Genomic DNA, 19794 nt, shown 5'->3' on the forward strand with positions numbered 1-19794 from the left:
ATTTTGCGCTGAATGCCGGTTGCGCTGCCCGCGGCACACCGGCCTTTCGCGCAAGCGAACTTAAGGAGACAGCCGTGCTGCAAGAGTCGGTCGGGATCATCGAAACAGGCGAGAAGCGCGAATTCGAAGCGCGCACCTACGCCAAAGTCACGCGGCGCATCGTGCCGTTCCTGATGCTGTGCTACCTCGTCGCGTATCTGGATCGCGTGAACGTGGGCTTCGCGAAGCTGCAAATGTCGTCCGACCTGCACTTCTCGGACACGGTCTACGGCCTGGGCGCCGGCATCTTCTTCATTGCCTACTTCCTCGTCGAAATTCCCAGCAACATCATCCTGCACCGCGTGGGCGCGAGGCTGTGGATGGCGCGCATCATGATCACCTGGGGCATCATTTCCTCGGGCATGGCCTTCGTGACCACGCCCACCCAGTTCTACGTGATGCGCTTCCTGCTGGGTCTGGCCGAAGCGGGCTTCTATCCCGGCGTGATTCTCTACCTCTCGTACTGGTATCCCTCGCACCGGCGCGGCAAGATGTTCGCCGCGTTCGCGATGGCCGTGCCCGTTTCGGGCCTCATCGGCGGGCCGCTTTCGGGCTACCTGCTGCATGCGTTGAGCGGCGCGATGGGTTACGCGGGCTGGCAGTGGCTCTTCTTCGTGGAAGGACTGCCCTCGATCGTCGTTGGCATCGCCGCGTTCGTGGTGTTGACGGACGGCATCAAGAAGGCGAAGTGGCTCACCGGGGAAGAACGCGCGCTGCTCGAAGCGCAGATCGCCGCCGACTCCGCGCACAAGGCGGACCATTCAATGCGAGAAGTGTTCACGAACCGCCGCGTGTGGCTGCTCACGGCGATCTACTTCTGCCTGATCTGCGGGTTCTATACGGTGGGCTTCTGGCTGCCCACGCTGATCTCCTCCACGGGCGTGAAAGACCCGCTCATGATCGGCCTGCTGACCACGATTCCCTACGCGGCCGCCGTCGTGACGATGGGCCTCGCCTCGCGCAGCGCCGACCGGCGGCGCGAACGCCGCTGGCACCTGGCGTTCGTTTCGGTGCTCGGCGGCGTGGGCCTGATCGCCTCGGCCATGTTCGGCGACCAGCCGGTGCTCGCGATGGTGGGCCTCACGCTCGCGGCGGCAGGCGCCCTCTCGACGCTGCCGATGTTCTGGAGTCTGCCGACCGCGTTTCTCGGCGGCTCGGCCGCGGCGGCCGGCATTGCGCTCATCAACTCCGTGGGCAATCTCGCGGGCTTCGCGGGGCCGTATTTCATCGGCTTCATGAAGGATCTCACGCATAGCACCAATACCGGCCTCTATACGATGGCGGGGGCGCTCATGCTCGGCGCGCTGCTCACGTTCCTCGTGCCGGCGCGCATCGTGAATCGCTGATACTGCTGCACCGTTTGTCGTTCACACGCGGGGAATGAGGCCGAAAGGCTTCATTCCCCGCGTGCGTTTTTGCCCTTCGGCTCGCCGGTTCGCGGCGTTGCCGGCCTGCCCGGCAAGGCGCTCTGGCCGCGAAGCGGCTGTGGGGTGCGCATGCCGCGGCAGGCTGTTAGTTGCGTATGTGGACCCCACCCTGTCATCCCGTCCAGCACCCTCATACAAACCATAGCCTGTATTCTCCGGTTACAGCCTGTGGTTTGTATTTTCACTTTACAACGTATAGACTGTATTCACTTGCGCCATGCGGGCCGCCGCCCCGAAATCCCGTGGACTACCCTGTCAAGACACTGAGCCAGTTGCGCCCGATCCTCGTCGGCTTCCGGAAGAAAGCGGGCCTCACCCAGGAGGCCTTGGCCCGGCGGCTCGGCATCTCGCAGCAAAGCTACGCCGCATTCGAGGCCAACCCCGAGTCCGCCAGCGTCGAGCGGCTGTTTCGCGTTCTGCGGCTCGTCGATGTCGAAATGAAATTCGCCGCGCCGCAAGCGCAGGCAGCGCCCGTCGTCGCCGCCAAAATATCCAGCGCGGCGGCGCCAGCGGCCGCAAAACCGCGTCGCCGCGCTACACCTGCCGCTACACCTGCCGCTCCATCGTCCGCTACACAAACCGCCAGGCCGCCGCGCAAAACCACCGCCCGCAGCAAGTCGAGGGAAGACTGGTGAGCACACGCCCCCGCCTTCCGAGCCGCCTCGACCTGTGGATGAACGGCCTGCCTGTGGGCTACTGGGAAAGCGCGCGCGGCAGCGAGCGGCTCGTGTACCTCGATAGCTGGATCGACGACGAACAAGGCCGCCCGCTCTCCCTCTCGCTGCCCTTCACGCCCGGCAACCAGCCGTATCGCGGCCGCGTCGTGGCCGACTATTTCGACAATCTGCTGCCGGACAGCGACCGCATTCGCAGGCGCATCGCCGCGCGCTACCAGACAGGCGGCACCTCGCCGTTCGAACTGCTCGCCGCGCTCGGCCGCGACTGCGTCGGGGCGTTGCAGATTCTTCCGGCGGAGGAAACGCCCGCCAGCCTCAGGACCATCAAGGGCCGCGCGTTGGGCGAGCCCGACATCGCCCAGTTGCTGCGCGACACCACCGCCACCCCGCACGCGGGCGAGCACGACTCCGTGGACAGCCTGCGCCTGTCGATTGCCGGGGCACAGGAAAAGACCGCGCTGCTGCGCCATCGCGGCCAGTGGCTGCTTCCCGAGGGCAGCACGCCCACCACGCATATCCTCAAGCTGCCGCTCGGTCTGGTCGGCAACATGCGCGCCGACATGCGCACTTCGGTGGAAAACGAGTGGCTCTGCACGCAGATCATCGCGGCGTACGGCCTGCCCGTGGCGCCATGCGAGATCGCGCACTTCGAGGACATGAAGGCGCTCGTGGTCGAGCGCTTCGACCGGCGCCCGGCGCGCGACGGCAAATGGATCGTGCGCCTCCCGCAGGAGGACCTGTGCCAGGCGACCGGCACGTCCGGCCTCGCCAAGTACGAAGCCGACGGCGGCCCCGGCATCGACGCGATCATGGAAGTGCTCGACGGTTCCGCGCAGGCCGCGCTCGACCGCCGCAACTTCTTCGTCACGCAAATCCTCTTCTGGCTGCTCGCGGCCACGGACGGCCACGCGAAAAACTACAGCATCGCGCTCCTGCCAGGCAGCGAATATGCCGCCACGCCGCTCTACGACGTGCTCTCCGTGCACCCCATCATCGGGCGGGGCCGCAACCATATCGCGCCACAGCGCGCGAGTCTCGCGATGGCCGTGCGCGGGCGCAACCGGCACTATCGCATCGAGGAAATCTACCCCCGGCACTGGATCGAGCAAGGCCGCCGTGTGGGGTTCGCCGCCGCGCAGGTCGAAGCGATGCTCGCGCAGGTGGCGCAGCACACGCCTCGCGTGATCGAAACGGTCTCGAAGCAGATCCCCGCCGGCTTTCCCGAAGATATCGCCGACGCCGTGTTCGCCGGCATGCGCAGGCTCGCCGCGCGGCTCATGACTACCACCGCCCCCCTCGCCTGAACGTCATCCCGAGCGCCATCACCCCGCCACGAGCGATTCGTCGTCGATCGCACGCGTGAGCAGGTCCAGAAACGCCTGCACGGCTTGCGGCAGCGTTCGGCCCGCCATGGTCTGGACCTGCAACGTGCGCTGATGCAGTTCCGGGTTCGCCAGCGGCACGGCGGCGAGGCCCTCCGCCTCGAGACGGCCGCGCACGGTGAGGTAGCCCGTGAGCGTGACGGCATCGGTCAGTCGTACGAAGCTTTGCAGCGCCACATGATAGTTGCTCACGAGCACCGGCTCGAAGACCACCCCTTCCAGGCTGCACGAGATATCGAACAGTTGCCGGATCGTCACGCCCTGGTTGTGCATCGCGACCGGCCACGCGAGCAGATCGCGCAGCGACACCGATTCGCGCGCCGCCAGCGGATGATCGCCGCGCATGAGCGCGAAAATCGGCGCGCGCTGCGAATAGTGCACGGTAATCTCCTTCTCCGGCGCGAGGCTGAAGCACAGCGCGATATCCGCCGTGCCCTCCCTCACGCGCTGCGTGGCGACGGCGGGCGCCGACACATCGAGCTGAAAATGCGTTCGCGGATACATCCTGAGAAAGTGCGCGAACACCTGTGGCAGAAAATGCGGCGCGAGACCTTCGGAACTCGCCACGCGTATGGTCGCGCGCCCGCCTTCGTTGAGCCCGCGAATCTCGCCGATCACGCGCTCGCTTTCAAGCAGGCTGCGCCGCGCGTGCTCCGCGAGCAGGCGCCCGGCCTCGCTCAGCACCATGCCGCGCGGGCGCCGCTCGAATAGCGGCGTGCCCAGTTCCTCTTCGAGCCGGGCAATCTGGCGGCTGAGCGCCGAGACGGCCACGAAAAGCCGCTCGGACGCCTTGCTCAGCGAGCCGCTGCGGGCCACTTCCAGAAAATAACGGAGTGCGGTGTTGTCCATGTCGATGGGCGCGGGATGCGCGCGCTTTGCCGTTTCGGCAACGATAGGTCGCAAATATTGTAATTGTGCAGAAATATCGGCGACCGCAGGATCGTTGCAGGGTTTCGGACCGGGTATCAGCCCCGGGTATCAGCCATCGGAGACGCGCATTGACCCGCGACATCGCCATTCAAACCGCTGCCGGCCACTACGATTCGGGCCGCTTCCTCGACGACCTGCGCCGCCGCGTGGCGTACCGCACCGAGAGCCAGGAGCCGGACAGCGCCGGCCGCCTGCGCGCCTATCTGGACGACGAACTCACGCCGCTGCTTACCCAGTGGGGCTTCGTCTGCCGCGTGGCGGACAATCCCGCGCAGGGCGCGGGCCCGTTCCTCATCGCGCACCGCCATGAAGGCGACGCGCTGCCCACGGTGCTGAGCTATGGCCACGGCGACGTGGTGCGCGGCTACGACGCCCAGTGGCGCGCGGGCCTCACGCCGTGGGACGTGACGATCGACGGCGAGCGCTGGTACGGCCGCGGCACCGCCGACAACAAGGGCCAGCACAGCATCAATCTCGCCGCGCTCAAGGCCGTGCTCGACGCGCGCGACGGCAAGCTCGGCTTCAATCTCAAGCTGCTGTTCGAAACGGGCGAGGAAGTCGGCTCGCCGGGCCTGCACGAACTGTGCACGCAACTGCGCGACGAACTCGCCGCCGACGTGCTGATCGCCTCCGACGGCCCGCGCCTGAGCGCGCACCGCCCGACGATCTTTCTCGGCTCGCGCGGCCTCGTCAATTTCAAGCTCGAACTCACGCTGCGCGAAGGCGGCCATCACTCCGGCAACTGGGGCGGGCTGCTGCGCAATCCGGGCGTGGTGCTCGCCAATGCGATCGCCACGATGGTCGATGCGAACGGCAAGATTCTCGTGGAAGGTCTGCGCCCGCCGCCTGTTCCCGAGTCGGTGCGCCGCGCGCTCGCCGATATCGCCGTGGGCGGCAATGCGGGCGAACCCGAAGTCGACCGCGACTACGGCGAGCCGGGCCTCACGCCCACCGAACGCGTGTTCGGCTGGAACAATCTCGAAGTGCTCGCGTTCCGCACGGGCAACCCGGAAAAGCCCGTGAACGCGATTCCGCCGCACGCCATCGCGTACATGCAGATCCGCTTCGTGGTGGGCACGGACTGGCGCAACCTGGAGCGCATCGTGCGCGATCACCTCGATGCGCACGGCTTCGGCATGGTCGATCTGGACGTGGAGCGCGGCGCGCCCGCCACGCGCGTCGATCCCGACAACGCCTGGGTGCAGTGGGCGCTGCGCTCGCTGCGCGAAACCACGGGAGAAGAACCCGTGCTGCTGCCGAACCTGGGCGGCACGCTGCCCAACGACGTGTTCGCCGACGTGCTCGGCATGCCCACGCTCTGGGTGCCGCATTCATACCCCGGCTGCTCGCAGCACGCACCGAACGAGCACCTGCTCGGCCCGGTCGTGCGCGACGGGCTGCGCATCATGGCCGGTCTCTTCTGGGACCTCGGCGCAACCGGCGCCTCCAACCCCGCACCGCAGGTTTCTACAACGCTTGCATGAGGACGTGGCAATGAGCATCGATTCCGTAGCCGAACATGCAGAACACGCAAAACACGCCGCACACGCCACGCACGCCACGCACGCCGCATCGGGCAAGAGCGTCTCGCGGCTGATCATCGCCACTTCCATCGGCAACGCGCTCGAGTTCTACGACCTGATCGCGTACGGCTATTTCGCGTCCACGCTTTCGAAGCTCTTTTTCCCCGTCCACAACGCCACGATGTCGCTGCTGCTCACGCTCGGCACGTTCGCGCTCTCGTACCTCGCGCGGCCGGTCGGCGCGCTCGTGCTCGGCTCGTACAGCGACCGCAAGGGCCGCAAGGCCTCGCTCACGCTCTCCATCACGATGATGACGATCGGCACCGCCATGGTCGCGCTGATGCCCACCTATGCGACGATCGGCATCCTCGCGCCTATCGGCATTTTCGCGTCGCGCCTGCTGCAAGGCTTTTCGGCGGGCGGCGAGTTCGGCAGTTCCACGGCCTTCCTGATCGAGCACGCCCCGCAACGCAGCGGCTTCATGTCGAGCTGGCAGTTCTCGAGCCAGGGCGCGAGCACGCTGCTCGCCTCCCTGTTCGGCGCGGTGCTCATGGGCGCGCTCACGACGCCGCAACTGGAAAGCTGGGGCTGGCGCGTGCCGTTCCTGTTCGGCATGCTGATCGGCCCGGTGGGCCTTTATATCCGCCGGCGCATCGACGAAACGCCCGAATTCGAGCGCAGCGAAAAGGCCGAGTCGCCCGTGCGCGAGCTGCTCGCCACGCAAAAAGCGCGCGTGCTGGCTTCCATCGGCGCGCTGGTGCTGACCACCTCCGCACAATACGTGCTCCTCTATATGCCGACCTATGCGGCGCGCCAGCTCGGCCTCGCGCCTTCGTCGGGCTTTATCGCCACGCTCATGGCGGGCCTGATCGCCTTCGTGCTCACGCCGATCGTCGGCCACTGGTCGGACAAGGTGGGGCGCACGCGCATCATGTTCGTGGCGGGCGTGCTGTTCTTCCTGACCGTCTACCCCGCGTTCATGTTCGTGAACGCGCATCCGTCGCTGCTCACGCTGCTCGTCGCCGTGATGTGGGTCGCGGTGCTCAAGGTCACCTATTTCGCGCCGATTCCGGCGTTGATGGCAGGATTCTTCCCAACCCGCACGCGCACCACGGGCATGGCGCTCGCCTATAACATCGGCACCACGCTGTTCGGCGGCTTCACGCCGCTCGCCGTCGCCTCGCTCATCGCCGCCACGGGCAACAATCTCGCGCCGGGCCTCTGGCTGATGTTCGCGGCGGTGCTGAGCCTTGTCACGCTGGTCTGGGCCCGCGCACGGCTCGGCGCGCGCTGAAGCCCTCGATATCGAAGCACACGCAAGGAAACCCGTACCCATGCAACACGATCTGCCGCAGGAAGTGCAGGACGCCATCCAGTTTTCCGTCGATCACGAATCGGCCTGGGACCGCAACGCCAGCGGCAAGTTCGGCGTGCACGTGAACGACCCGCCGCCGTGGAACCGACTGCTCGGGCCCATCCACGATCGCGGGCCCGTGTCGGGCGCGATTGCCGTGGACGGCCGCATGCTCGCGCGCTGGGGCGAACCCGATCGCCCCGATCTGACCTTCAGCATCGCGAAGACGTATCTCGCGCTGCTCGCGGGCGTCGCGCACGACCGCGGCCTCCTGCCCGACCCCGACGAGCCCGTGCGTGCGCGCGTGCCCGGCATCGGCTTCGAGAGCGAGCACAACGCGCCCATCACGTGGACGCAACTGCTGCAACAGACGAGCGAATGGCAAGGCACGTGCTTCGGCCTCTCCGACCAGGCGGACCACTACCGCGCCGTCACGTTCGGCGAACCGCCCGACGGCAAGAAAGGCGACTTGCGCCCGTTGCGCACGCCCGGCGCGTACTGGGAATACAACGACGTGCGCATCAACCAGCTTTCGCTCGCGCTCCTGCATCTGTTCGGCCGCTCGTTGCCCGAAGTGTTTCGCGAAGCGATCATGCGGCCCGTTGGCGCAAGCGAGAACTGGCAATGGGTCGGTTACGACGCGGCGTGGATCGACATCGGCGGCCGCCGCGTGCAGTCGGTGCCCGGCGGCTCGCACTGGGGCGGCGGCATGTCGGTGAGCGCGAACGATCAGTTGAAGGTCGCGCAAATGCTGCTTGACGACGGCGTGGCCCAGGGCCGCCGCGTACTCTCCGGCGAATGGATCGCGCGCATGCGCACGCCCTGCCCGATCGCGCCGTTCTATGGCGCGCTGGTCTGGCTCAACACCCAGCGGCGCGTGTTTCCGAGCGTGCCGGAGTCGAGCTATTTCGGCGTGGGCGCGGGCAGCTCGTTCATGTGGATCGAGCCCGAGCGCAGGATCGCGATGATCGTGCGCTGGCTCGATTCGCAGTTCGCCGACGCGTTCTTCGGCAAGATGCTGCACGCCGTGGACGCCGTGTGCTCGCGATAGCCCGGCGGCGTCACGAGAGCGCCATCTCCAGCACGCGCGCCACGTGGAGCGCCGTGGCGTTCGCGCCGTCGTGAATCTGGTGGCGGCAGCTCGTGCCGTCCGCCACGATGAGATCCGCGCGGTCCGCTTTGCGCACCGCCGGCAACAGCGACAGTTCCGCCATGGCCTGCGAGGCTTCGTAGTGCTCGGCCTCGTAGCCGAAGCTGCCCGCCATGCCGCAGCACGACGATTCGATCGGCTGCACGTCGAGCCCCGGAATCCAGCCGAGCACCGTGAGCACCGGCCGGAAGGCATCGAACGCCTTCTGGTGGCAATGGCCGTGCACCCACGCGCGCGGCGCGCCGAGCTTGTGCAGCGGCAGATCGAGCCGGCCCGCGCGCTGCTCGCGCACGAGGAACTCTTCGAACAGGAATGCCGCGTTCGAGAGTTCGCGCGCCTCGTCGCCGTAGCCGTATTGCAGAAACTCGTCGCGCATCGAAAGCAGGCACGAAGGCTCTAACCCGACGATCGACACGCCGCGCGCCACGAACGGCGTGAGCGTATCGAGCAGTCGCCGCGCCTCGCGCTTCGCCTGATCGACCAGGCCCGCGGCGAGGAACGTGCGGCCGCAGCACAGCGGGCGCTCGTCGCCGCGCACGTTCAGGTGCACGACATAGCCGGCGGCTTCGAGCACGTGCTGCGCGGCGCGGGCGTTTTCGGGTTCGAAGTTGTCGTTGAAGGTGTCGACGAACAACACCACTTCTTTGTGCATCGCGGCGGCGCCCGGCTTCGCGCCCGGATCTTTCGCCATGCCGGACAGGAACGAGCGGCGGAACTGCGGCAGCGTACGTTGCGGCGCGAAGCCGATAGCGCGCTTCGCCCACGCCGAAGCGAGCGGAATGCGTTCGAGCGCCGCCGCGAGTCCGCCAGCCTGCGCGGCGCGATGCGCGTAGTGCGGCAGGAACGCGATCATCCTGTCGCGCAGCGTCACGCCGTGCGTCGCGCTCCACGCCGCGCGCGCCTCGATCTTGAACTTGGCCATGTCCACGCCGGTCGGGCAGTCGCGTTTGCAGCCCTTGCACGAGACGCACAGATCCAGCGTTTCCTTCACCTCCGCGCTCGCGAGGCCCTCCTCGCCCAGTTGTCCGCTGATCGCCAGCCGCAAGGTGTTGGCGCGCCCGCGCGTCACGTGCTGTTCGTCCTTTGTCACGCGGTAGCTCGGGCACATCGTGCCCGCGTCGAACTTGCGGCAGTGGCCGTTGTTGTTGCACATCTCGACCGCTTTCGCGAGGCCGCCGGTCAGATCGTCGCCGCTGCCGGGCGGCGTTTGCACCCCGGTCAGCGGATCGCGCCCCACGTCCCACGCGGACCAGTCGAGCACGGGCCGCATCTGGCGCTCGCGATAGCCCGGCGCGAAACGGAACAGCTTCGCGTCGTCCATCTTCGGCGGACGCACGATCTTGTCGGGATTGAAGCGGTTTTCGGGGTCGAACAGCTGCTTGATCTCCGCGAACGCCTGGTTGATCTTCGGTCCGTACTGCCAGGCAATCCATTCTCCGCGGCACAGGCCGTCGCCGTGCTCGCCCGAGAACGCGCCTTTGTACTCGCGCACGAGCTCCGCGGCCTGCTCGCCTATCGCGCGCATTTTCGCCGCGCCGTCGCGGCGCATGTCGAGAATCGGGCGCACGTGCAGCGTGCCGACGCTCGCATGCGCGTACCACGTGCCTTCGGTGCCGTGCCGGTGGAAGATTTCGGTCAGGCGGCTCGTGTACTCCGCGAGATGTTCGAGCGGCACGGCGCAATCTTCGATGAACGACACGGGCTTGCCGTCGCCCTTCATGCTCATCATGATGTTCAGGCCCGCCTTGCGCACTTCCCACAGGGCCTTTTGCTCGTTCGCATCGGTCATCTTCACGACCGAGTCCGGCAGGCCGAGGTCGCCCATCAGTTCGACGAGCCCATTAAGGCGGCGCACCTGATCGTCGCGGTTATCGCCCGCGAACTCCACCAGCAGGATCGCGTCGGGCCTGCCCACGAGCGCCTTTTCGATCACCGGCTTGAAGCCGGGATTGCCGAGCGCGAGTTCGATCATCGTGCGATCCACCAGCTCGACGGCCGTGGGCTTGAGCTTGACGATGTGCTGCGCCGAGTCCATCGCCTGCCAGAACGTCGGAAAGCTCACCACGCCCAGCGTTTTATGCGCGGGCAGCGGCGCGAGCTTCAGCGTGATCTGCCGGCTGAACGCGAGCGTGCCCTCCGAGCCCACCAGCAGATGCGCGAGATTCGCCACGCCGTCGTCGGTATAGGCAAGCGGGTTCTGGCAGTCGAACAGGTCGATGTTGTAGCCGGCCACGCGGCGCAGCACCTTCGGCATGCGCTCGGCAATCTCGCCGCGCTCGCGCGTGGCGATGCGCTGCACGCCTTCGAGCAGCGCCGCCAGCCGCGCGCCCTCGTGCGGCTTGCTCAGCGACTGGAAGCGCGCCTCGCCGCCGTCCGCGAGTATCGCGTCGATGCCGAGCACGTTGTGCACCATGTTGCCGTATTCGATCGAGCGCGAGCCGCAGGAATTGTTGCCCGCCATGCCGCCGATCGTGCATTGCGCGGCCGTCGACACATCCACGGGAAACCACAGCCCGTGCGGCTTGAGCCACGCGTTCAGATGATCGAGCACGACGCCGGGCTCGACCGTCACGGTACGCGCGCCTGCGTCGAAATCGACGATGTTGTTGAGCCACTTCGACGTGTCGATCACGAGCGCTTCGCCCACCGTCTGGCCGCACTGGCTCGTGCCCGCGCCACGCGCGAGCACCGGCGCGCGCTCGACGCGGGCAATCTCCAGCGCCGCGCGCAGGTCGTCCTGATCGCGCGGCACCACCACCCCGATGGGCATGATCTGGTAGATCGAGGCGTCCGTCGCGTAACGGCCGCGACTGGCCGCATCGAAATACACGTCGCCGCGCAATGCCTCACGCAAGCGCCGCGCGAGCGGCGAGCCATGGCCCGCGCTCGACGGCACCAGATGAACCGGCTTGACCAGCATGCCCGAAGTCCGTGCGCCTTCCATGATCGTTCACGCTCCCTGACGGGAACCCGTGGGTTCTTCGGCCTGCTGGCCCAGATCGAAGCGGCTTTCGGGCTGCATGCGGAACGCGAGAATCACGCCGCACCCCATCAGCACCATGCTGCCCACGAACGGCAGGTCCCAGTTGCCGAAGCGGTCGATCAGAAAGCCGCCCACCACCGGCGAGATGATCGCCGCGAGCGCCGAGCCCGTGTTCATCATGCCGCTCGCCGTGCCCGAGAACTCGGGCGCGATATCCATGGGAATCGCCCACATCGGGCCGATCGTCATTTCGGCGAAGAAGAAGCCCGCCGCGAGGCACGCCATCGAAATGACGGGATCGTGCACGAACATGAGCGGCACGAGCACGATCAGCGTGATGAGCATGCACACGGAAACCATCCAGCTACGCGCACGCCTGAGGTTGCCCGTGCGCTTGAGGAGCCAGTCGGTCACGAGGCCGCCGAGCGTGTCGCCCACCACGCCCGCGAGAAACACCACCGAGGCGAAGATCGCGGACTTGCTCAATTGCAGGTGGTAGTTGTGCAGGAAGTATTGCGGAATCCAGCTCAGAAAGAGCCACAGCGTCCAGCCGTAGCAGAAGTAGACGATCGTCACCGGAATCATGCGCCTGAAAAGCGCCATCCACGGCAGGCCGGTTGCGCGCGGCTTGGGCGGCGGCAAGATGGCGAGTTCGGCCTCGGTAATACGCGGATGATCCTTGGGATGCTCGGTGAACGTGAATGCCCACGCCACGACCCACAGCAGGCTGAGCGCCCCGCACACATAGAACGACTGCCGCCAGCCATAACGCGCCATCACCAGCACCACCACGGCGGGCGCCACCGCATTGCCGATGCGCGAGGCCGAGTGCGTCACGCCCTGCGCGAAGCCGCGCCGCTCTTTGGCGACCCAGCGCGACATGGCCGAAGTCGAAGCGGGAAACGTTGCGCCCTCACCGAAACCGAGCAGCAGGCGCGCGGCGAGCAGCGTGGCGAGCCCCCCCGCCATGCCGGTGAGCACCGTGGCCACGCCCCACAGCGCGCCGCAGAAAAGCAGCGTGCGGCGCGCGCCGAAACGGTCGCTCACCCAGCCGCCGATGATCTGAAACACGAGATACGGGTACGCAAAAGCCGAGAACACCAGCCCCACCTCGGTATGCGAAAGATGGAACTCCTTGCCGAAGCCCGCCGCCGCCGTGCTCACGTTCACACGGTCGAGGTAGGTGATGAAGTACATGATGCAGAGCATGATCAGCACGATGCTGCTCGCGCTCGTCAATCGATACCGTTTCATCGTCTGTCTCCGTTGCTGGTTTTATCGGCCGCGTCGCCCTTCTCGAAGTGGCGTCCGGCATGGGTACACCCTGAAACAACCTGGAAACCCGGGCCGCGAACGGCCCCTCATGCCGCGCCCCGCGCGCGGCATGTACAAAAAAGCCCCTGTTTCAGGCAGCTTTGAGCGACACCACGTTGGGCTGCGCCGCGAGATATTCCATGGCGGCGGGCAAGCCGCTGTCCTTCAAGGGCACGCCCGCAATGCGCAGGCCCATCTCGCAACCGGCCAATGCCGCCAGCAGCGTGAGGTCGTTGCAGTCGCCCAGATGCCCGATGCGGAACATGCGCCCCTTCACCTTGCCGAGGCCCGTGCCGAGCGAAAGGTCGAAGCGCTCGTAGATGATCTTGCGCACCGCGTCCGCATCCACGCCCTCGGGCATCATCACGCCCGTGAGCACCGGGCTATAGACAGCGGGATCGGCGCACTGGATCTCGAGACCCCACGCACGCACCGCGCGGCGGCACGCCTCGGCGAGGCGCTGATGCCGTGCGAATACGTTGTCGAGCCCTTCGTCCTGCAACATGTCGAGCGCTTCGGAAAGGCCGTAAAGCAGGTTCGTGTTGGGCGTGTACGGCCAGTACCCGCTCTTGTTCATCTCGACGATCTCGGCCCAGCCCCAGAAGCTGCGCGGCAGCTTGGCATGCTCGCTCGCGGCGAGCGCCTTCGCCGAAACCGCATTGAAGCTGATGCCCGGCGGCAGCATGAGGCCCTTCTGCGAACCGGAGACGGTCACGTCCACGCCCCACTCGTCGTGCCGGTAGTCCGCGCTCGCGAGACCGGAGATGGTGTCCACCAGCAGCAGCGCCGGATGCCCGGCGGCGTCGATCGCGCGGCGCACCGCCGCGATGTCCGAGGTCACGCCGGTGGAGGTTTCGTTGTGGACGACGCAAACGGCCTTGATCGCGTGCTGGCTATCTTCACGCAGGCGCTTTTCGATCATGTCGGCCTGCACGCCGCGCCGCCAGCCTTCAATGCCGGGCAAGCCGAGAAATTCGGGCTTCAGGCCAAGGCGTTCGGCCATCTGCTTCCATAACGTCGCAAAATGACCCGTTTCAAACATCAGCACCGTGTCGCCCGGACTCAGCGTGTTGGTGAGCGCGGCTTCCCAAGCGCCGGTGCCCGATGCGGGGTAGATCACCACGGGTTGCTGCGTCTTGAAGACCTTCTTGATGCCCTCCAGCACCTTGAGCCCGAGCACGCCGAACTCGGGGCCGCGATGGTCGATGGTGGGATAGCTCATCGCCCGCAGGATGCGATCTGGCACCGGGCTCGGCCCGGGGATCTGCAAGAAGTGGCGACCGGCGGGATGGAAATCGAGCTTCAGCATGCAATCGCTCCTGTTTTGAATTTTGCATGCAAAAAACTATAATCCAACCAGCCTTGACGCTAAAGGTGAATTCCGGCGTGGTTTACCCCAATCGTTTCAGGCCTCTTTGGGGCCGTGTCCTTAAGCTAGAATTCGCTGGAAATCGATGAAAATGCCTTTTGCATGCAAAACCCGAACCTGAACCCCTCCGTCGTCAGCCCGGCAAGCAGCCAGGAGCTGCCGCCCATTGCGCGCCAGCAACTCCACGACACCGTCGTCGACCATCTGCGGCGGTTCATCGTGGAAGGCGTGCTCGAACCGGGCCGCAAGCTCAATGAACGCGAGCTGTGCGAAACCCTGGGCATTTCGCGCACGCCCTTGCGCGAGGCGCTGAAGGTGCTCGCGTCCGAAGGGTTGATCGATATTTCGCCCAATCGCGGCGCCTCGGTTTCGAAGATGTCCGAGGCGGAGCTGCGCGAGACCTTCGAGCTCATGAGCGGGCTAGAGGCGTTTTCCGGCGAGCTGGCCTGCGAGCGCATCACCGCGGCCGAGATCGCCGAGATCAAGGCGCTGCACTACGCCATGCTCGCCTGCCGGGCGCAAAACGATCTGGCCGGCTACTACAGCCGCAACCAGGCCATTCACGACAAGATCAACGAAGCGGCGCGCAATTCGGCGCTGCGGCAAACCTATATCGCCGTGAACCGGCGCTTGCAGGCGCTGCGCTTTCGCTCGAACTTCGAAACGCCCAAATGGGACCGCGCGATCGACGACCACGCGCACATGCTGGAAGCGCTCGACGCGCGCGACGGCAAGCGGCTCGCGGCGATCTTGCGTCAGCACCTGCTCGCCAAACGCGACGCGGTGCTCAGGATCGGCGACACGCCAACGACGCTCGAATAACAGCGAAAACACGCGGCAAGCGCTGAATTCGCTGCGCGCGCAACGATAGACGGCCGCGGCCTGGCTACTGCGTGGTCGCTTCCAGAAAACTCTGCGCGAGCTGCTTCCTCAGATGATCGGCGGCGGGCGAAAGCCTGCGCCCCACGCGCGTGACCATCTGGCTTGAAAAGCCCGCCGCGATCGGATGATCGATCGGCACGGCCACCAGTTCGCCCAGGTCGATGCCGCGCCGCGCCGTGATCGACGACATGAAGGCCACCCCCAGCCCGGCGGCCGCGAGCGTTTGCGCCGTATTGAAGAGATCCACGCGATAGGCGGGAATCACGTTCAGGCGGGCGTCGTCAAATAGCGACTGCACGAAATGCTGCACGCCGAACGCTTCGGTCATGAAGATCAGACGCTCGCTCACGAGTTCGGCGGGCGGCACCTTTTGCATCGTCGCGAAGCGGTGCGACGGCGCGACGAGCGCGCAAAGCGGCCGCGCCGCGAAGGGGTGAATGCGCATGGCGGGGTCGTTGGCGGTGCGCGTGCACAGGCCGATATCAACCACGTCGTCGCGCACGAGCGAAAGCACGGCGGGCGTGGGCCCCGAGCGGATCTCCACGAGAATGTCGGGGTACGTCATCGAGAAACGCTGAAGCGCCCGCGCGATCAGGTTGCCGATGAAACCTTCGCCCACGCCGAGCGCCACCCGCCCGCGCCGCAGATGCCGGTACTCCTCCAGGCGCGCGGCCAGGTCGCGCTGGCGCCGCTGGCCGTCGCGGTAGTGGTCCACGAGTACCTGGCCGATCTCGGTCACGACCACGTTGCGCCCGCGCCGCTCGATCAAGGGAAAGCGCAGCCGCCGCTCCAGCGCCGCCACCTGGCGGCTGATGACCGAGGCGTTGATGCCCAGCGCTTCGCCCGCCATGCGCACGCCGCCCGCCGCGGCGATCTCGGCCAGATAGCGCAGCGGCCGCTCGCCGATATCGTCGATCGCGCCTGCCGCCCCGCCTTCACGCTCGCCCTTTTCCCGCACTGCACGACTCCTTTCGTGGCTTTGCCTCGCCTTGCATCCGGCAGTTCCAGACCGGCGAAAGGCTGCTATCAAAGCCTGGAATTTGACCACAGCTCAAGATGTTTGAAAAAAAGCGCTGCCGCGCCGGCTCGCGCATGAGGGTTTTCCATAGCGTCGCGCACGGCAACAATGCCAATGGTTGGCGGCCTGCGGACATGCTAGGCTTTCTTTCAAACCACTTCGGAGACTGTTATGCCGTTCATCTGCGAAAACGTTGAATGCCGCGCCGTCCTGGCTCGCGGGCAGGTCAGATCCAGTCACGAAGACAACGGGTGGTGCTTCTACTGCCCGGACTGCAATACCCGGAACGAATTGAAGAATATCGGTGCGCCCGACGGTCCTGTCGAACTGGTTCAGCCCGAAAGATCGCAGCCTCCGCACAGGGTCATTGCAACGGCCCGCGCACTGGATGACGGCAGATATGCAGCGCAATTACGCGTTCAGCGAGCGCTGGCCGTAAAAGGAACGTATGCAGTCGAAGAGCACTGGGACGAACTCGGCGTATTCCCCGACGCTCAAGCGGCCGTAGCGCACGCGAAGTCGTTCGCGACGGATTTACTGGAGCGCCGGGCCTGAGTCAAGCCTGACCTCGCGCCATGCATGTCAAATCCGCGGACAGACGCACCTGCTGCCGCCTGTCCGCACGACACCAGCTGCGATTCGCCTGAATTCCAGCAACCTTCGCTCACGAAACGCCGCTGGCCGCGAGCTTCACAAACAGCCGGGCCGCGTCGTTGCTATACGACAGGGCGCGCAACGCCAGTGAGAGCGCCAGTTGCGCGTCGTGGGAAACCGCGCTCCGATCCTGATCGAATATCTTGACGGCATGGCGCATATGCTGCGCTGCCTGCATGTGAAGCTCCACGGCCGCTGCATGATATTTGGCCACTTCCGCGCCGCTTACGCCCGAGCCTGTCGATGACGCTACCGGTGGCGCAGCGGGTTGCGTATTGCTGCCGTGCGCACCCGCCTCGTGCGCCTGATCGATCGCATGCAAGGTGTGGCCGTGGGCCATCAACGCCTGATGCGCGGCGTGGCCAAAGTCTCGACCCTCCTCGAAATGCCGCGATGCCTCACGGTGATGCTGCGCGGCGTGCTCGTGGTGCGACGCGGCTGCTTCGATATGCATCTTCTTGCTGTGCTTCGTGTTCATGCTGGCTCCTGTGCTCCGTCAGGCTACCCTCAAGGCGCCCCGTTCCACGACACATTGGCGGGTCACAACAAAAAACTAATCTACACGCTGGCGCGCCTTCTGTGGCTGTGAATCTCCGGGCAGGCGAAGGCGTGAGACAAGAAAACTATGGCGCCCAATCCTAAATGCCGATTGCCGGTTTGCCGTATTGTGCGATTGAAAGGCACAGACCTGCGCCGACGATATTTCGTGTGAATAATCACGCCGCGAACCTCCGGGCGCGACGGCATTCCCCGCCCCGCTCCACACGAGGCGGATCGCGCGCCACGCACTCACGGCACCATCAAATTCCCTTGCTATTATTTTGGATGACTTATGAATTTACTCGCAGGATACGATTTTGAAGATTTGACGCCGGGCATGAGTGCGAGCTTTGCAAAAACCATTACCGATGCCGATATCGTATTGTTCGCCGGCGCGTCAGGAGACAACAACGCGGTCCATATCGACGAGGAATTTTCCCGCACCACGCCCTTCAAGGGACGCATTGCGCACGGCATGCTCAGCGCCAGCATCATCTCGGCGGCCATCGCCGGCCGCCTGCCCGGTCCCGGCACGATCTATCTCGGCCAGAATCTGCGTTTCAAGGCGCCGGTCAGACCCGGTGATACGGTGCAAGCAACCGTCACGGTGCGCGAACTGCTTCCCGCGAAGCGCCGGGTCGTGCTGGACACCGTTTGCACGGTGCGCGGCAAAGTGGTGATCGACGGCGACGCGCTCGTCATGCCGACCTCGCGCGCGGATCGCACTGCCGAAGCCCCTCAGGCGCGCGACCTCGCGACCGCCGAACGGGAGTGACCATGCGCAACCACTTCAATATTCCAGACGAGGTCGCCCATGGCGTTTCCCGCTCGGCGCAAGACTTTCTCAACGCGTTGGCGGGCATTCCCAAAGCCACCGCCGTTGCACCGGCCATATTGCATGAGGCCGGCAGCCGCTACTGGCAGCGCCAGTGGGCAATGTGGACCCGCTTACCCGGCGCTTCGACCGATGAAAACGCCCAGCCCGCGAGCCGGGACCCGCGCTTTCTCGCGCAGGAATGGTCCAGCAACGGTTGGTACAGCATGCTCAGGCAAAGCTACCTGGCCAACGCCGGCTTGCTCGAAGACATGGTCGGGGCGACGGGATACAGCGAAAGCGACAAGCACAGACTGCGCTTTTTCATGCGCCAGTTCATCGATGCGGCCAGCCCGACAAACTACCTCACGACCAATCCCGAGGTCATTCAGGCGGCGATCGAATCAAACGGCGAAAGTCTTCGCACGGGCATGACCAATCTGTTCGGAGACCTGAGTCGCGGCACCATCACGATCACCGACGAGTCCGCCTTCGAAGTGGGCCGCAACGTCGCCGCCTCGCCGGGCGCGGTCGTCTTCGAGAACGACCTCTTTCAGTTGATCCAGTACGCGCCCTTGACCACGCATGTCGCAAAACGCCCTTTGCTGATCGTGCCGCCCTGCATCAACAAGTTCTACATTCTCGACCTTCAGCCGGAAAACTCGTTTGTGCGGTTCGCGGTCGAGCAGGGCCAAACCGTGTTCATGATTTCATGGCGCAACCCCGACGCGGAAATGGCGCAGACGACGTGGGACCAGTATCTGGAATCCGGCGTCATGAAGGCCATCGACACCGCGCTTGCCATCAGCGGCGCGGACAAGGTCAACACGGTGGGATGGTGCGTCGGCGGCACGATCCTGTCGTCGGCGCTCGCGGTCATCCGCGCGCGCGAAGAAGACAAGGTCGCGAGCCTTACGTTGCTCACGACCATGCTCGACTTCACCGATCCCGGCGATCTCGGCGTATTCATCGACGAGCAAACCGTGTTGCAGCGTGACCTGGCGATCGGCCACAGCGGCATTTATCCGGGGCGCGAACTCGGCTTCGTGTTCCAGATGCTGCGCGCCAACGATCTGATCTGGCCGTATGTCATCAACAACTATTTGAAGGGCAAAAATCCCGCCGCGTTCGACCTGCTCTACTGGAACGCGGACAGCACCAACCTGCCGGGACCGATGTACACCTGGTACCTGCGCAACATGTACCTGGAGAACAACCTGCGCGTGCCCGGCAAGCTCACCATGTGCGGCACGCCGGTGGACCTCGGCCGCGTCGACATGCCGGCCTACGTGCTCGCGACCCAGGAGGATCACATCGTGCCGTGGAAGTCCGCGTGGTGCAGCACGCGCCTGCTTGGCGGGGACGTGCGTTTCGTGCTCGGCGCAAGCGGGCACATTGCCGGCGTCATCAATCCGGCCACCAAGAACCGGCGTTGCTACTGGGTCGACGACAACAGTGGCAACAGTGGCAACGGCGGCAACGGTGGCGCCGATGGCACCGGCAGCGACGACGCCGAAGGCTGGCTCGCTAACGCGCACAAGGCTTCGGGCACGTGGTGGAACGACTGGAATGCGTGGCTGCAACCGCATTCGGGCGACAGGGTGAAGGCGCGCGCGAACCCCGGCAACCGCACCTTCCGGCCGATCGAACCGGCGCCGGGCCGCTACGTCAAGGTCAGGGCGGACTGATTCCTGCGCCATCCCTGCTGCGCCGCGACAATCGAACGTTGACTTCAGGT

16 protein-coding genes are annotated in these 19794 nt (G+C 65.7%); 10 read left to right on the plus strand and 6 right to left on the minus strand.

Annotation, left to right across the window (positions count from 1 at the left end; all coding sequences use genetic code 11):
• Positions 1 to 74 precede the first annotated feature (74 nt).
• The 3 genes from C7402_RS29185 (at position 75) to C7402_RS29195 (ending at position 3447) form a co-directional block, all read left to right on the plus strand.
• Complete coding sequence (locus C7402_RS29185; protein WP_224044402.1) at positions 75 to 1385, plus strand: MFS transporter; 1311 nt, start codon at positions 75 to 77, stop codon at positions 1383 to 1385.
• Positions 1386 to 1708: 323 nt separating this feature from the next.
• Positions 1709 to 2101, plus strand: a complete 393-nt coding sequence (locus C7402_RS29190; RefSeq protein WP_224044404.1) for a helix-turn-helix transcriptional regulator — start codon at positions 1709 to 1711, stop codon at positions 2099 to 2101.
• Positions 2098 to 3447 (plus strand): type II toxin-antitoxin system HipA family toxin, encoded by a 1350-nt coding sequence (locus C7402_RS29195; RefSeq protein WP_425273808.1) that lies wholly within the window; start codon positions 2098 to 2100, stop codon positions 3445 to 3447. The genes C7402_RS29190 and C7402_RS29195 overlap by 4 nt, the downstream gene beginning before the upstream one ends.
• An 18-nt stretch (positions 3448 to 3465) precedes the next feature.
• Here the strand turns inward: C7402_RS29195 and C7402_RS29200 are convergent, their stop codons facing one another.
• Positions 3466 to 4374 carry a LysR family transcriptional regulator gene (locus C7402_RS29200; RefSeq protein ID WP_112174535.1) on the minus strand — a complete coding sequence of 303 codons (909 nt, stop codon included), beginning with the start codon at positions 4372 to 4374 and terminating at the stop codon, positions 3466 to 3468.
• A gap of 149 nt (positions 4375 to 4523) precedes the next feature.
• On the opposite strand from C7402_RS29200, the gene C7402_RS29205 reads away from it, so the two are divergent.
• From C7402_RS29205 to C7402_RS29215, 3 genes are read left to right on the plus strand one after another with little or no spacing between them, the layout of a single operon-like run.
• On the plus strand, positions 4524 to 5939 hold the full coding sequence (locus C7402_RS29205; protein ID WP_116613076.1) for a M20 family metallopeptidase: 1416 nt from the start codon (positions 4524 to 4526) through the stop codon (positions 5937 to 5939).
• 10 nt (positions 5940 to 5949) lie between these two features.
• Complete coding sequence (locus C7402_RS29210) at positions 5950 to 7272, plus strand: MFS transporter (RefSeq protein WP_116613077.1); 1323 nt, start codon at positions 5950 to 5952, stop codon at positions 7270 to 7272.
• A 40-nt stretch (positions 7273 to 7312) separates the two neighbouring features.
• Complete coding sequence (locus C7402_RS29215; protein WP_116613078.1) at positions 7313 to 8383, plus strand: serine hydrolase domain-containing protein; 1071 nt, start codon at positions 7313 to 7315, stop codon at positions 8381 to 8383.
• Between the two features lie 10 nt (positions 8384 to 8393).
• Here the strand turns inward: C7402_RS29215 and C7402_RS29220 are convergent, their stop codons facing one another.
• The 3 genes from C7402_RS29220 to C7402_RS29230 all read right to left on the minus strand — a co-directional run bounded on the left by C7402_RS29220 (position 8394) and on the right by C7402_RS29230 (position 14088).
• Positions 8394 to 11426 (minus strand): FAD-binding and (Fe-S)-binding domain-containing protein, encoded by a 3033-nt coding sequence (locus tag C7402_RS29220; RefSeq protein WP_116613079.1) that lies wholly within the window; start codon positions 11424 to 11426, stop codon positions 8394 to 8396.
• Positions 11427 to 11432: 6 nt separating this feature from the next.
• Positions 11433 to 12719 carry an MFS transporter gene (locus C7402_RS29225; RefSeq protein ID WP_116613080.1) on the minus strand — a complete coding sequence of 429 codons (1287 nt, stop codon included), beginning with the start codon at positions 12717 to 12719 and terminating at the stop codon, positions 11433 to 11435.
• Positions 12720 to 12870: 151 nt separating this feature from the next.
• Positions 12871 to 14088, minus strand: a complete 1218-nt coding sequence (locus C7402_RS29230) for a pyridoxal-phosphate-dependent aminotransferase family protein (RefSeq protein ID WP_112174457.1) — start codon at positions 14086 to 14088, stop codon at positions 12871 to 12873.
• Positions 14089 to 14250: 162 nt separating this feature from the next.
• Here C7402_RS29230 and C7402_RS29235 point away from each other — a divergent pair, with 162 nt between their 5' ends.
• Positions 14251 to 14970, plus strand: a complete 720-nt coding sequence (locus C7402_RS29235; RefSeq protein WP_116613081.1) for a GntR family transcriptional regulator — start codon at positions 14251 to 14253, stop codon at positions 14968 to 14970.
• A gap of 64 nt (positions 14971 to 15034) precedes the next feature.
• Here the strand turns inward: C7402_RS29235 and C7402_RS29240 are convergent, their stop codons facing one another.
• On the minus strand, positions 15035 to 15988 hold the full coding sequence (locus C7402_RS29240) for a LysR family transcriptional regulator (RefSeq protein ID WP_244314967.1): 954 nt from the start codon (positions 15986 to 15988) through the stop codon (positions 15035 to 15037).
• A gap of 231 nt (positions 15989 to 16219) precedes the next feature.
• On the opposite strand from C7402_RS29240, the gene C7402_RS29245 reads away from it, so the two are divergent.
• Positions 16220 to 16603: a hypothetical protein gene (locus tag C7402_RS29245; protein WP_112174460.1), complete on the plus strand. Its 384-nt coding sequence runs from the start codon at positions 16220 to 16222 to the stop codon at positions 16601 to 16603.
• A 109-nt stretch (positions 16604 to 16712) separates the two neighbouring features.
• Here the strand turns inward: C7402_RS29245 and C7402_RS47120 are convergent, their stop codons facing one another.
• Positions 16713 to 17180, minus strand: coding sequence for a hypothetical protein (locus C7402_RS47120; protein ID WP_165842018.1), 468 nt, complete (start codon positions 17178 to 17180; stop codon positions 16713 to 16715).
• Between the two features lie 354 nt (positions 17181 to 17534).
• On the opposite strand from C7402_RS47120, the gene C7402_RS29255 reads away from it, so the two are divergent.
• Positions 17535 to 18017, plus strand: coding sequence for a MaoC family dehydratase (locus C7402_RS29255; protein WP_116613083.1), 483 nt, complete (start codon positions 17535 to 17537; stop codon positions 18015 to 18017).
• A 2-nt stretch (positions 18018 to 18019) separates the two neighbouring features.
• A complete protein-coding gene (locus tag C7402_RS29260; protein WP_116613084.1) occupies positions 18020 to 19744 on the plus strand; it encodes a PHA/PHB synthase family protein in 1725 nt (574 codons plus the stop codon).
• Positions 19745 to 19794: the final 50 nt, after the last annotated feature.

This window comes from Paraburkholderia unamae, assembly GCF_003096875.1.
Lineage (GTDB): Bacteria > Pseudomonadota > Gammaproteobacteria > Burkholderiales > Burkholderiaceae > Paraburkholderia > Paraburkholderia unamae.